Genomic DNA, 12,900 nt, shown 5'->3' with positions numbered 1-12,900 from the left:
ACCCTCACGGTACGCAAGGGGCGGCTCACTTCGGGAGGTGACTGCGGGTCCACGCCTCCAGGCCGTCGGTGGTGATCGGGAGGGCCTCGGTGAGGATCTCGAGGCGGTCGGAGTGGACCACCACGTTGTCCTCGATCCGGATGCCGATACCGCGCAGCTCGGGCGGGATGGTCTCGTCGTTGGGGTGGAAGTACAGCCCCGGCTCGACCGCGAGCGCCATCCCGACGTCGAGGTCGGCGGCGAAGTAGGTCTCCGGGCGGGCGGCGTCGCAGTCGTGGACATCGAGGCCGATGTAGTGGCCGAGCCCGCAGACCACGTACCGGCGGTGCTGCTGCCCGTCCGGCCCGAGCGCCTCGTCGAGCGAGACGTCGAGGACACCCCAGTCCTGCAGGCCCTCGATCAGCACCCGCATCGCCTCGTACTGGAAGGCCCGGTACGGCGAACCGGGCCGGACGACATCCAAGGCCGCGACGTGCGCCTTGTGGACCAGGTCGTGCACCTGGCGCTGCGCCGGGGTGTACTCGCCCGTCACCGGGAAGGTCCGGGTCACGTCAGCCGTGTAGAGGGTGCGCGTCTCCACGCCGGCGTCGAGCAGGATCACGTCGCCCTCGCGGACCGCGCCGTCGTTGCGGACCCAGTGCAGCACCGGGCCATGGTTGCCCGCAGCAACTATTGACGCATAGCCGGGCCCGTTGCCCGCGGTCCGGGCGCGGCGGTCGAAGGTGCCTTCCAGCCAGCGTTCGCCGCCACCGCGGACGGCCTCGGGAAGCTCGCGCGCGACGTCGGCGAAGGCGAGCACGCTCGCGGCGACGGCCTCGCGCAGTTGGTCGAGCTCCCAGTCGTCCTTGATCCGGCGGAGCTCGGCCAGCGACTGCCTGAGCTCCTGCGTGTTCGACGAATTGCCACCCACCAACGCGTCGAGCAGCGGCTCCACGCCGTGGGTCGTCATCATCGCCGGCACTGCGCCGCGCGCGGCGGCCGGCAACTCCTCGATCGGGCGGCACGGCAGCTGCAACGCGTCGGCCCAGTCCTTCAGGCCTGGTACCGGCCCGATCCACAGCTCGCCGTCCCGCGCGTTCGCGAAGAAGTCGGCCTCGCCGGGGCCGGCCGTCTCGCGTAGGTAGAGGGTCGCGTCGCCGTCGGCCGAGATGACCAGGACCGCGCCCTCGGCCTGGCAACCGGTGAGCCAGACGAAGTCGCTGTCCGCGCGGAACTTGTAGTCGGTGTCGTTCGACCGGACCGGCGCGCGACCGGCGGCCACCGCGATCCGGCGGCCGGGCAGCGCGGCACTCAGCTTGCGCCGGTGCTCCGCCGCAGCGTCGGCCAGCCCGTCCGGCAACACCACCGACCGGTCGACCGGGCCCCAGTCCCGCGCGATCGACGCCCGGAACCCGGCCGCGTCGATCGGCCGGTAGGACTTCCGCTGCTCTTCAGTCCGGTCTTCACTCATCTGCTCCCCCTCAGGGCTCGCGATAGACGGCATCGGGCACGTCCGTCACGAACATGTGCCCAGGGGCATGTGTGATCGCGAAGGGGGGCCTAGAAGCAATCAACGCAGCTTGGGGTGTCACTCCGCAAGCCCAATAAACAGGAACATCACCTGGCTCCGCTTCGACCGGGTCCCCGAAGTCCGGCTGTGCATTGTCTACGATGCCCAGCGCCTCGGGCGAACCCACGTGCACGGGCGCCCCATGGACCCGCGGCATCCGCACGGTCACCTGTACTGCCGTCGCCACCAGACTGGCCGGAATCGGCCGCATCGACACCACCAGCGGACCGCTCAGCCGCCCCGCCGGACGGCACTCGCGATTCGTCCGGTACATCGACACGTTCCGGCCCTGCTCGATGTTGCGGACCGGGACCCCCGCGTCGAGCAGCGCGCGTTCGAAGCTGAAACTGCACCCGATCAGGAAGCTGACCAGATCATCGCGCCAGAGGTCGACCACCTCGGCGGGCTCATCGACCAGCTCGCCATCCCGCCAGACCCGGTACTGCGGGAGGTCGGTGCGCAGGTCAGCGCCGGGCGCAAGCGTAGTACTGGTCGATCCTGCGTCGGTGACGTCGAGCAGTGGCACCGGTTTCGGGTTGCGCTGGCCGAACAGCAGCATGTCGTAGGCCCAGTCGCGCGGCAGGACGACCAGGTTCGCCTGTGTGAAGCCCGGTGCGTGTCCCGAGGTCGGCGCGACCAGCCCGGCCCGGTACTGCGCTCGCGCGTCGGCCGGGGTCAGCACGCGTCACCTCGCTTTGAAGGCGTCCAGCAGACCTTGCTCCGAGTCGAGCAAGTAGACCTGGAGCTGGTTGGCGGCCCCTTCGTACTTGCGCTCCCAGAGGAGTTGGTAGATGCCCCGGTTGCGGGCGATGTACGGCTCGTGCAGCTCCTGCGGGGTGGCGATGACGTGGAAGAGCAGGCGGAGCTCGGCGAGCAGGCGGCCGGTGATGTCGTCGAGCCGGTGACTGTCGGCGAGGCCGATGAGGTGGCGGTGGAACTGCATGTTCGCTGTACCGACCGCTGCCCAGCGGCCGTCGACCGCAGCGGCCTCGGCGGCCTCGACCTCGGCTCGCAGCGGCGCGAGCCGCTCGTCGGGAAGCTCGGGGGTGCGGTGGGTGAGCCCACGGAGGACATCGACCTCCAGGACGCGGCGGAGGCGGTAGAGGTCGACCACATCGCGCTCGTCCAGCTCGGGCACGAACACGCCGCGGTGCAGCTTGTAGACCAGCAGTCCTTCGTGGGTGAGCAGGCGGAAGGCCTCGCGCAGCGTGTTCCGGCTGACGTCGAGGACCTCGGTGAGCTCGACCTCAGACAGCTGGGCGCCGGGGCGCAGGGCTCCCTCGGTGATGCTGCGGCGGAGGATGTTCGCCGCGCGCTCGGCCGAGCTGCTCCGGTCCTGGCGGGCCACGTCGGCGGCGACACCCCGGAGCCAGGCCTGCCGGCCGTCGTCGTCGCTGCGCTGACTGATGGACATCTCTGCATCATCGCTCACTCCCAGGCACGGTGGGAAATTTCGATGAACAAGAGTCTTGCAGGATTGTTGAACAATCTCTACTCTCAAATCACTCACGGCGTTCAGACACCTACCGACCGTCTGCAGGAGACCGACCGAAAGCTTTCTGAAGATCCAGGAGCACCGCCATGTCGAAGCCACCCACGAAACCGACCTCGAAGCCCGTCCGACGGCAGCCGACCCGCAGTACGGGCCATGGCAGCAGCCGGCAGTTGCCGCCCGCGGCGGGCAGGAAAACGCCCGAGACCGCGATGAAGGCGAGCACCAAGTCGACGCTGATCGGCGCGATGTTCCTGATGGCCACCTCGGCCATCGGGCCCGGGTTCATCACCCAGACGACGACCTTCACGGTCTCCCTCGGCGCCGCGTTCGCATTCGCGATCGCCCTGTCGATCCTGGTCGACATCGCACTGCAGCTGAACGTCTGGCGGGTGATCGGCGTCTCCGGCCGGCGCGCCCAGGAGCTCGGCAACCTGGTCGCCCCCGGGCTCGGCTACGCGATGGCCGCGCTGCTGTTCGTCGGCGGGCTGGTCTTCAACATCGGCAACGTCTCCGGTACCGGCCTCGGCCTGGACGCGATGCTCGGCCTCGATCCCAAGCTCGGCGGCGCCCTCTCCGCATTGATCGCCATCGGCATCTTCTTGTCCAAGCGCGCGGGGATGGCGATGGACCGGGTGGTGCTCGTCCTCGGCGCGCTGATGATCCTGCTCACCACCTACATCGCGATCACGTCGAGCCCACCGGTCGGGACGGCGCTGAAGAACGTGGTGCTGCCCGACCAGGTCCAGTTCCTGTCGATCACCACCCTGATCGGCGGCACCATCGGCGGCTACATCGTGTACGCCGGCGCGCACCGGTTGCTCGACTCGGGCGTCTCCGGGCCACAGCACCTCCGCGACATCACCCGCGGCTCGATCACCGGCATCCTGATCACCGGCGTGATGCGGATCGTGCTGTTCCTGGCCGTGCTGGGCGTCGTGGCGGGCGGCCAGGCGCTCGACCCCAAGAACCCGGCCGCCTCGGCGTTCCAGCACGCGGCCGGCGAGTTCGGGTTGCGGGCCTTCGGGGTGGTGCTCTGGGCGGCGGCGATCACCAGCGTGATCGGTGCGTCGTACACGACGGTCACCTTCGTGACGTCCCGGACGAAGACGACGGACAAGACCCGGACGATCCTCGTGGTCGCGTTCATCGCCGTCAGCACGGTCATCTACCTGTCCATCGGCACCGCGCCCACCCAGCTGCTGGTCTTCGCCGGCGCCTTCAACGGGTTGCTGCTCCCGGTCGGGATCGGTGTGCTTCTCTGGGTGGCATGGCAGCGCAAGGATCTGCTGCGCGGGTACGAGTACCCCAGATGGTTGCTGTTGCTCGGCGGCGCAGCCTGGCTGCTGACCATCTACCTGGCCGTCCGGTCCGTGAAGCCCGTGTTCGAACTGTTCGGTTAGCTCTTCAGTTTAGGAGGCACCTGATGGACCTCAATGCCGATCTTGGTGAGGGCTTCGGCTCGTGGACGATGGGCGACGACACCGCGTTGCTCGACGTCGTTACCAGCGCCAACGTCGCCTGTGGCTTCCACGCCGGCGACCCGTCGATCATGCGCCGGGTGACCGGCCAGGCGGTCGAGCGCGGCGTCGCGATCGGCGCGCACGTCGGGTACGACGACAAGCCCGGCTTCGGCCGCCGCTTCCTCGACGTCGAACCCGCCGTACTGCGCGACGAGGTCGTCTACCAGATCGGCGCGCTGGACGCGTTCGCCCGGATCGCGGGCGATCGCGTCCGGTACGTGAAACCCCATGGCGCGCTCTACAACACGATCGGCACGCACGAGGAGCAGGCAGCGGCGGTAGTCGGCGCGATCGTCGACTACGACTCGTCGTTGCCTGTGCTCGGGCTGCCCGGGTCCGCCTGGCTCCGGCTGGCCGCCGAGGCCGGGCTGACCGTCATCCACGAAGCCTTCGCCGACCGCGCCTACACACCTGCGGGCACCTTGGTGTCGAGGCGTGAAGCCGGCTCGGTGCTGCACGACGGCTTGGAGATCGCCGCGCGGTGTACTGCGATGGCGACCGGCGGGGTCATCGAGGACAGCTCAGGAGGGTCCCTCCAACTGACGCCGGCCTCGATCTGCGTGCACGGCGATACTCCGGGCGCGGTCGAGATCGCGCAACAGGTCCGCAAGGCGCTGGAGGGGGCGGGGGTCACGCTGACCCCGTTCGGCCGCTGATGCGCATCCTGCCCGCCGGCGACCGCGCCGTACTGGTGGAGCTCGAGGATCTCGACGAGGTCCTCGGGTACTACGCGGCGCTGTCCGCGGTACCCCCCACCGGCGTCATCGACATCGTCCCAGCCGCCCGCACTGTCCTCGTCACCACCGACGGCTCCGACCTGGACGCACTCACCCGTCTATTGCGCTCAGTCCAGCCGACCGACGGCGTCCGCGCAGACGGCGACCTCCTCGAAATCCCAGTCACCTACGACGGCGAAGACCTCCCCGACCTGGCCGAACTCCTCGGCTGCTCGATCGAAGACGTCATCAAACGCCACACCAGCGAGGACTGGACCGTAGCCTTCTGCGGCTTCTCCCCCGGCTTCGGCTACCTCACCGGCACCGGCTCCTGGGACATCCCCCGCCGCAAATCCCCCCGCACCAAAGTCCCCACCGGCGCGGTAGCCCTGGCCGGCGAGTTCAGCGGCGTCTACCCCCGAGAGTCCCCCGGCGGCTGGCAACTACTCGGCCACACAGACCTCAAGATCTTCGACCAACCCCGCACCCCCGCCGCGCTCTTCCACCCCGGCCGCCGCATCCGCTTCGTAAAGACAGCAAGCTGATGAGCACAGAGCGGCCAACCCGCTGCGCGATCGGCCGCGAAGGCGCGGTCCGCAGAGGCGCAGGCACGGATAGCTGGGATGTTGTCGGAGCGGTCCGCGGTGGCGAGCTCGGGACGGCCGGCGTCGCGGCGGGCGCCGATCTGGCGCGAAGGCGAGCAGGGCGCGCGCCCTTCCCCTCCTCTTCGGGGCGGAGCCGCGCAGCGGCGAACGCTCGGGGGCTCTCAGTAGCGGGGCGGAGCCGCGCAGCGGCGAGCGTCCGGGGGCGCTGATGACGGGGTTGACGGTGGTCGATCCGGGGCCGTTGGCAACGGTCCAGGATCGTGGGCGGCTCGGGCAGGCTGCGCTCGGCGTCCCGCGGTCGGGGGCGGCTGACCAGCGGTCCTACGCGTTGGCGAATCGGCTGGTGGGTAACAGGCCAGGCGCTGCGGCGATCGAGGCGACCTTCGGGGGGCTCAGCCTCCGCGCCGAGGCGGATGTGGTGATCGCCGTCACCGGTGCACCTTGCCCCGGTGCGCCACTCAATGCGCCGACCACCTTCCGCGCCGGCGAGGTGCTGCGGCTCGGTGCGCCGACGAGTGGGTTGCGGACGTACGTCGCAGTACGTGGTGGGATTGCGGTTCCCGAGGTGCTCGGATCGCGGTCGACCGATCTACTCTCAGGGCTCGGCCCGGCAGTGTTGAGTGCCGGTGACGCGTTGCCCATCGGGCGCGAGCACGGTCCGATGCCGGGCGTCGACTTCGCCCCGGTCGCGGACCCGGCGGCGGGTGAGGTCGTAGTACGGGTGACTCCTGGGCCGCGTGCGGACTGGTTTGCCGAGAAGTCGCTGATCGGCCAGAGCTACACCGTCAGCAGCAACAGCAACCGCATCGGCGTACGACTCGAGGGCGTCCCGCTGGAACGCGTCCACCTAGGCGAACTCCCCAGCGAAGGCATGGCCCTTGGCGCCCTGCAGATCCCGCCGTCCGGCCTCCCCGTCCTCTTCCTCGCCGACCACCCGGTGACCGGCGGCTACCCCGTCATCGCCTACGTGACCGCCAACGACCTGGACGCCTGCGCCCAACTCCGCCCCGGCCAATCCCTCCACTTCACCACCTAGCCCCACTTTGAGCACCCACCAGTACGCCAGATCGGCGCCTGTCCTGTGCGTCGCCACAACCGGGGCACCCGCGCGGGGAGCCTCGGGTAGGTGGGGTGTTCCTACCGACAGGACATAGTCCGGTGTCCACGTGGGCGCCACGCTCAGGGTAGCGGCGGCCGGCCGTCATCCGGGGACTATGTCCTGTCGGTAGGGACAGGACCCTCAGAGGACGAAGCCCGTGGGAAAGGGGTCGGTGGGGTCGAGGAGGTATTGGCCCATGCCGGTGATCCAGGCTCGGCCGGTGACGGTTGGTAGTACGCCTGGGTGGTTGCCAACGGTGGTCTCTTCGAGGAGGCGGCCGGTGAAGCGGGTGCCGATGAAGGACTCGTTGACGAAGTCCTGGTTCAGGGCAAGCTCGCCGCGGGCGTGGAGCTGGGCCATCCGTGCACAGGTTCCGGTGCCGCAGGGTGAGCGGTCGAACCAGCCTGGGTGGATCGCCATCGCGTTGCGGGAGTGGGCGCCATCGACGCCGGGCGCGGTGAACTGCACGTGCTTGCAGTCGTTGATCGACGGATCGAGCGGGTGCACCGGCCGGTCGGTCGCGTTGATCGCATCCATGATGTCCAGCCCGGCCTGCAGGATCCGGTCCTTCTCCGAACGGTCGAACGGAATCCCGAGCTGCTCCAACGGCAGGATCGCGTAGAAGTTTCCGCCGTACGCCAGGTCGTAGGTCACCTCCCCGAGCCCGTCGACCTTCACCGTGGCGTCCAAGGCGTGCGAGTACGCCGGTACGTTCTGAATCGTCACGTGCTCGGCCCGACCGTTGCTGACGGCAACGTCCGCGACGACGAGGCCTGCCGGAGTGTCGAGCCGTACCTGGGTGAGCGGCTCGGTCACCGTCACCATGCCCGACTCGACCAGCACGGTCGCGACGCCGATGGTTCCGTGGCCGCACATCGGCAGGCAGCCCGAGACCTCGATGTAGAGCACACCCCAATCCGCGTCCGGCCGGGTCGGCGGCTGCAGGATCGCGCCGCTCATCGCCGAGTGGCCGCGCGGCTCGTTCATCAGGAACAGCCGCAGGTCGTCGTCGTGGGCAAGGAAGTACTCGCGCCGCTCGGCCATCGTCGCGCCGGGGATCACCCCGACACCGCCGGTGATCACCCGCGTCGGCATCCCCTCGGTGTGCGAGTCGATCGCGCTCAAGGTCCGGATCGACCTCATACCAGCGACTCCACTGCCTTCTTCATATCCAGCTCCAACTGGGCGAGATGCTCGGGTACGAGCGGTCCGCGCGGCGGGCGGCAGGGGCCGCCGTACCGGCCGACGTAGTCCATCCCGTACTTGATCGCCTGCACGAACTCGACCCGCGAGTCCCACCGGAACGCGGCGACGAGCGGTTCGTACAGTTCCCGCGCCGCCTTGACGTCCCCGGCGAGCGCGAGGTCGTACAGGCGGACGGACTCGGCCGGGAAGACATTGGGGAACCCGGCGAACCAGCCGGTCGCGCCCATCAGCAGCGCCTCCAGCGTGAGGTCGTCGGCACCTGCGACGACGGTCAGGCTCGGCGCCAGCTCGCGGATCTCGAGGATCCGCCGGACGTCGCCGGTGAACTCCTTCACCGCCACGATGTTCTCGATCTGCGCCAGCTCGGCGAGCAGATCGGGCGTCAGGTCGACCTTGGTGTCGTGCGGGTTGTTGTAGACCATCACCGGCAGCCCGGCCTTGGCGACCTCGGTGTAGTGGTGGATCACCTCGCCGCGGTTAGCGCGATACATGGTCGGCGGCAAGCACAGCACGCCATCCGCCCCATCCTCCGCCGCCTTCTCAGCCCAAGCCCGCGCCTGGTGCGCACCGGCGCCGTGCACGCCGACCACCACGATCCCATCGTTGCCGACAGCATCAATCGCGGTCCGCGCCACCTGCCGCCGCTCATCATCGGTCAGTGACGAGTACTCCCCCAACGACCCGTTGGGCCCAACCCCACGACACCCGTTCTCGATCAGCCACCGGCAATGCTCGGCGTACTTCTCATAGTCCGGCCGCAACCCCGCCGGCGCCGACGCATCCACCGCGTACGGCAGCGCGGTCGCGACGATCACACCATCAAGCTTCTCACTCACAAGTCCTCCAGTTGTTCCGCCGAAGCCAAATCCACCAACCGAACCGGCTGCCCCACAGGCCGCCCGTCCCCTTGCTTCACTCCACTGATCGCGGCGACATTCCGCCCACAAACCCGCCCCTGACACATCCCCAACCCAGCCCGGCAAGCAAGCTTCAAACTTCGCGCCCCCTCCACCTCCCGCACCCCCACAGCCTCTTCGACCGCGCCTCGCTCCACTTCCTCACACCGACACACAACGGTCCCGGAGTCACTCCACCCCAGCCACCCATCCCGCACGGGATAAGCAGCCGCAAGAGCCACCGCAAACCGCTTGCCTTTAGCAACCGCCCTGGCGACACCTCCACTCGCAACCGTTCTGGCGGCACCTCCAGTCGCAACCGCACTGGCGACACCACCACCCGCAACCGCACTGGCGACACCTCCAGTCGCAACCGCACTGGCGACACCACCACCCGCAACCGCACTGGCGACACCTCCAGTCGCAACCGCACTGGCTGCACCCCTGCTCGCAACCGCACTGGATACGCCCCCACTCGCAACCGCCCTGGTTGCGCCTTCTCCCTCACCCATTCCCGAGGTCGCCGAAGGCGACGAGGCCGAGGCAGCCGCCGCGCCTGCTACCTGTCCCTCGGCCGCTGCCAGAGCAGCTCCACCTATGCCTGTCAGCTCTCCTGCTGCCCAGACGCCCGGCGCGGTGGTCTGCTGGTTGTCGTCCACTACTACCGCGCCTTCGGCCAGCTCACAGCGAATGGAGACTGCGAGCTCGAGGTTGGCAGTAAAGCCGAACCCCAGGCAGACGGCATCTACCTCGATGCGTTCTTCAGTGCCGGGGATCGGGTTCCAGTCGCGGTCGAGGCGGGCGGTTGTGACTGCTTCTACTCGGTTGGTGCCGTGGGCGGCGATGACTGTGCGGCTGTGTTTCAGGGGGATTCGGTGGCGGGCAAGTAGAGCCGCATAGGTAGCGCCTTCGAGGAACTTGCCGGCAGCGGCTACCGGGTCCGAGAGCCAGCCCTTCGCTACGGTTATCGGGTGGTTGGCTTCCAGTAGCGCGATCACCTTGGCGCCGACGCCTACCAGGGACTCGGCGACGGGGAGCAGGAAAGGGCCGGTACCGGCTACCAGCACTCGTTTGCCGACGGCGATTCGTTGGCCCTTCGCCAGTGCTTGAGCGGCTCCTGCGCTGTAGACACCCGGCAGATCCCAGCCAGGGAACGGCAGCACTCGGTCATACGCGCCCGTCGCTAGTACCAACGCGGGAGTCTCCACAGCCGAGACCTGTCGCCCGGCGGCATCGGCCGGACCAGTCTGCAACCAGAGCCGGGTACGTCCGACGCACACGTCCGTGGGCCGTTCGACCGCCCACACGCTGGTGTCGCTCAGGTGGGTGATCATCGGGTCAGCGGCGATCCGATCGCGGAGTCGCGCGAACGCCCGCCAGCCGTGCTGCAACTTCTCCGGTCGCCGCGCACGGAACTCCGCAGGCAACTGCCGGTTGAACTGCCCACCGACACTCGCAGCAGCATCAACCAGCAACACCTCCCGACCGGCATCAGCCGCCGCCACCGCAGCACTCATCCCGGCCGGCCCCGCTCCCACCACCACAACCGGCACCACCCGGACTCCGTTGCCCAGAGCACCTTGTGCACCACCTGAGCGTTTGGCCTGCCGCAAAACGCTCAGGTGGTGCACAAAGTCGCTCTGATGACCCCCGGCCGTCGGCGTCGGCGTCGGAGGCCGCGTCGGAGGCAGGACTGCGCCGTGTTGCGTGCTGATCGAGTCGCCGGCGGAGACAGTCCGCTGGCATGCGCGTACGTCCGGCAAGCCGTTGACGACGACCAGGCAGTCGAAGCAGGCGCCGATCCCGCAGAACACGCCACGCGCCCGCTCGCCGCCACGCGTAGTACGCCAAGAATCGCGACCATCGGCCATCAGCGCGGCCGCGACGCTCTGCCCCGGCAACGCCTTGGCCGGTTGACCATCCACGGTGATCGCGATCGCCGCACCCAGCCGCGGCTCAGCCGGATCACCGGACGCCAGCCGCAGGTACGGACTCACGACACACCACCCAGCAACGCCGGCCGGTCAACCCGGAACGGCGCAGGATCCACATGCGGCGCGAGCCCGAGAAACAGCTCGGTGATCAACCGCCCGGTAGAAGCAGCCAACCCGATCCCAGCACCCTCATGCCCAGTCGCATGCCACAACCCGGCGACCCGCGGATCAGCCCCGATCACCGGCAAGTGATCCGGCGCATAAGGCCGAAACCCGCCGTACGCCCGCATCACCGACACCTCGCCGAGGAACGGGAACAACCCCATGGCTTTCCGCGCCAACTCCCTCAGCACCTTCACCCGCACCGCGTCATCGAACCCGATCCGCTCCCGGCTCGACCCGATCAGCACGGTCCCCGCCCGCGTCGACTCCACCACGGTCGACGTCTGCAGATCCGCGTTCCTACTCCCGACCGCACCCACATAGTCGGCGTCATAAACCTTGTGCCGAAAGCATTCGGGCAACGGCGCGGTCACCAAGATCATCCCCCGCCGCGGCAAGATCTGAATCGGCGCACCCGCCAACGAGCTGAAGGAGCCGGCCCACGGCCCACACGCATTCACCACCGCGCCACAAGCGACAACCCCCGAGTCGGTCTCCACCCCGGTCACCCGCCCAGCGGACCGGCGTACAGCCAGAGCCGTCACGCCACCCCGGACAGACCCACCACGAGCCCGTACTGCCGCCAGCAACGCCGTCGCCGCGAGCACCGGTTGGAGCTGGGCATCGTCCGGGTAGTACACGCCAACGGTCACCGCAGGAGTGAGCAGCGGCTCCAACTCGAAAGCGTCCGCAGGCTTGATCACCCGGGCGTCGACCCCGGCGCCCCGTTGCGCAGCAGCGAAATCCTCCAACGGCCCCGGATCGCCGGTGGCGACCACCAGCCCGCCCTTCGGCTCCCACTCGACATCGGCGACCCGCTCCGGCAGCCGATCCAGTACTGCGAGCCACTCCGCGCGCGAAGCGATCGCCAGGTCGAGCTCAGGCCCCGGCGCCTTGTCCGAGACGAGGATGTTGCCCTCGCCGGCCGCCGTAGTACCGGAAGCAGGTGCCCCGCGATCCAGCACCAGCACCCGGACGCCGGCAGCCGACAGGGCTTCGGCGCACGCGGCACCCACGATGCCCGCCCCGACCACCACCACGTCGACCTCAGCCATCCGGACCTCTCGCTGACCGTTCAGTAAAATGAACGATCCGAGCGTACGTCCGTCAGCGGCCCCAGGTCAACGGGCACCCGAACTCAGCTCAGATGCAGCCCATCGAGCGGCGCCGGCCGCACGTCCGGCGGATACTCCAGCAGCAACACCGACCGCACCAGCCCGTCCAGCGCCTCGTACTCGTGCGCCCCATGAGCCCGGAACGCCAGATAGTCCCCGGCGCCCAGCTCGAACTGCCGCCCCTGAGCCCCGATCCGCAGCCGCCCAGCCAGTACTACGTGGTGCTCGGTCCCCGGGTGCCCGGCCGAGTGCTGCACCGCGCCGGCGCGGATCTGCTGGTCGTAGACCTCCAGCAGCGACCCCGGATGCTCCAGCCGCCGCAGCATCCGCAGATCCACCGCGTCACCGGTCAGCACATCGACGTCGGCCGACCGCACATGGACCAGGTCGGACGCCGGCGGCTCGTTCAGCAGCGACGACACCGGCACGCCCAGAGCGTTCGACAGACTGAACACCGTCTCGATCGTCGGATTACCCGCCCCCGACTCCAGCTGCGACAGCGTCCCCTTGGCGATCCCCGACCGCCGCGCCAACTCCGACAGCGAGATCCCCTGCTCATCCCGCCGAGCCCGCAGGTTGACCCCCAACACCCGTCCGGCGCCC

The 12,900-nt window shown here is 69.1% G+C and carries 12 protein-coding genes; 4 read left to right on the top strand and 8 right to left on the bottom strand.

The annotated features are described in order from the left end of the window. Positions 1-25 precede the first annotated feature (25 nt). From G3I17_RS22375 to G3I17_RS22365, 3 genes are read right to left on the bottom strand one after another with little or no spacing between them, the layout of a single operon-like run. On the bottom strand, positions 26-1,450 hold the full coding sequence (locus G3I17_RS22375) for an aminopeptidase P family protein (RefSeq protein ID WP_164599399.1): 1,425 nt from the start codon (positions 1,448-1,450) through the stop codon (positions 26-28). A 10-nt stretch (positions 1,451-1,460) separates the two neighbouring features. Continuing rightward, a complete protein-coding gene (locus G3I17_RS22370; RefSeq protein ID WP_343238377.1) occupies positions 1,461-2,231 on the bottom strand; it encodes a putative hydro-lyase in 771 nt (256 codons plus the stop codon). A gap of 3 nt (positions 2,232-2,234) precedes the next feature. Beyond that, on the bottom strand, positions 2,235-2,963 hold the full coding sequence (locus G3I17_RS22365; RefSeq protein ID WP_164599397.1) for a GntR family transcriptional regulator: 729 nt from the start codon (positions 2,961-2,963) through the stop codon (positions 2,235-2,237). A gap of 167 nt (positions 2,964-3,130) precedes the next feature. Here G3I17_RS22365 and G3I17_RS22360 point away from each other — a divergent pair, with 167 nt between their 5' ends. The 4 genes from G3I17_RS22360 to G3I17_RS22345 all read left to right on the top strand — a co-directional run bounded on the left by G3I17_RS22360 (position 3,131) and on the right by G3I17_RS22345 (position 6,921). After that, on the top strand, positions 3,131-4,444 hold the full coding sequence (locus tag G3I17_RS22360) for an NRAMP family divalent metal transporter (protein WP_239062780.1): 1,314 nt from the start codon (positions 3,131-3,133) through the stop codon (positions 4,442-4,444). A gap of 23 nt (positions 4,445-4,467) precedes the next feature. Further along, a complete protein-coding gene (locus G3I17_RS22355) occupies positions 4,468-5,220 on the top strand; it encodes a 5-oxoprolinase subunit PxpA (protein WP_164599394.1) in 753 nt (250 codons plus the stop codon). Beyond that, positions 5,220-5,825 (top strand): allophanate hydrolase subunit 1, encoded by a 606-nt coding sequence (locus tag G3I17_RS22350; protein WP_164599392.1) that lies wholly within the window; start codon positions 5,220-5,222, stop codon positions 5,823-5,825. Before G3I17_RS22355 ends, G3I17_RS22350 begins: the two co-directional genes overlap by 1 nt. A 268-nt stretch (positions 5,826-6,093) precedes the next feature. Further along, positions 6,094-6,921, top strand: coding sequence for a biotin-dependent carboxyltransferase family protein (locus G3I17_RS22345; RefSeq protein WP_164599390.1), 828 nt, complete (start codon positions 6,094-6,096; stop codon positions 6,919-6,921). A 204-nt stretch (positions 6,922-7,125) separates the two neighbouring features. Here G3I17_RS22345 and G3I17_RS22340 read toward each other — a convergent pair whose 3' ends face one another. The 5 genes from G3I17_RS22340 to G3I17_RS22320 form a co-directional block, all read right to left on the bottom strand. After that, the gene (locus G3I17_RS22340) at positions 7,126-8,127 is read right to left on the bottom strand and encodes a proline racemase family protein (protein WP_164599388.1); all 1,002 of its coding nucleotides are present in this window, start codon (positions 8,125-8,127) and stop codon (positions 7,126-7,128) included. Continuing rightward, on the bottom strand, positions 8,124-9,026 hold the full coding sequence (locus tag G3I17_RS22335; protein ID WP_164599386.1) for a dihydrodipicolinate synthase family protein: 903 nt from the start codon (positions 9,024-9,026) through the stop codon (positions 8,124-8,126). Before G3I17_RS22335 ends, G3I17_RS22340 begins: the two co-directional genes overlap by 4 nt. Further along, positions 9,023-11,083: an FAD-dependent oxidoreductase gene (locus G3I17_RS40965; RefSeq protein ID WP_164599384.1), complete on the bottom strand. Its 2,061-nt coding sequence runs from the start codon at positions 11,081-11,083 to the stop codon at positions 9,023-9,025. Before G3I17_RS40965 ends, G3I17_RS22335 begins: the two co-directional genes overlap by 4 nt. Then, positions 11,080-12,237: an FAD-binding oxidoreductase gene (locus G3I17_RS22325; protein ID WP_164599382.1), complete on the bottom strand. Its 1,158-nt coding sequence runs from the start codon at positions 12,235-12,237 to the stop codon at positions 11,080-11,082. The genes G3I17_RS40965 and G3I17_RS22325 overlap by 4 nt, the downstream gene beginning before the upstream one ends. An 83-nt stretch (positions 12,238-12,320) precedes the next feature. Further along, on the bottom strand, positions 12,321-12,887 hold the full coding sequence (locus G3I17_RS22320) for a helix-turn-helix domain-containing protein (RefSeq protein WP_343238376.1): 567 nt from the start codon (positions 12,885-12,887) through the stop codon (positions 12,321-12,323). Positions 12,888-12,900: the final 13 nt, after the last annotated feature.

It is taken from the genome of Streptomyces sp. SID13031 (genome assembly GCF_010548305.1).
Lineage (GTDB): Bacteria > Actinomycetota > Actinomycetes > Propionibacteriales > Kribbellaceae > Kribbella.
This window is presented reverse-complemented; position numbering and strand designations above follow the sequence as displayed.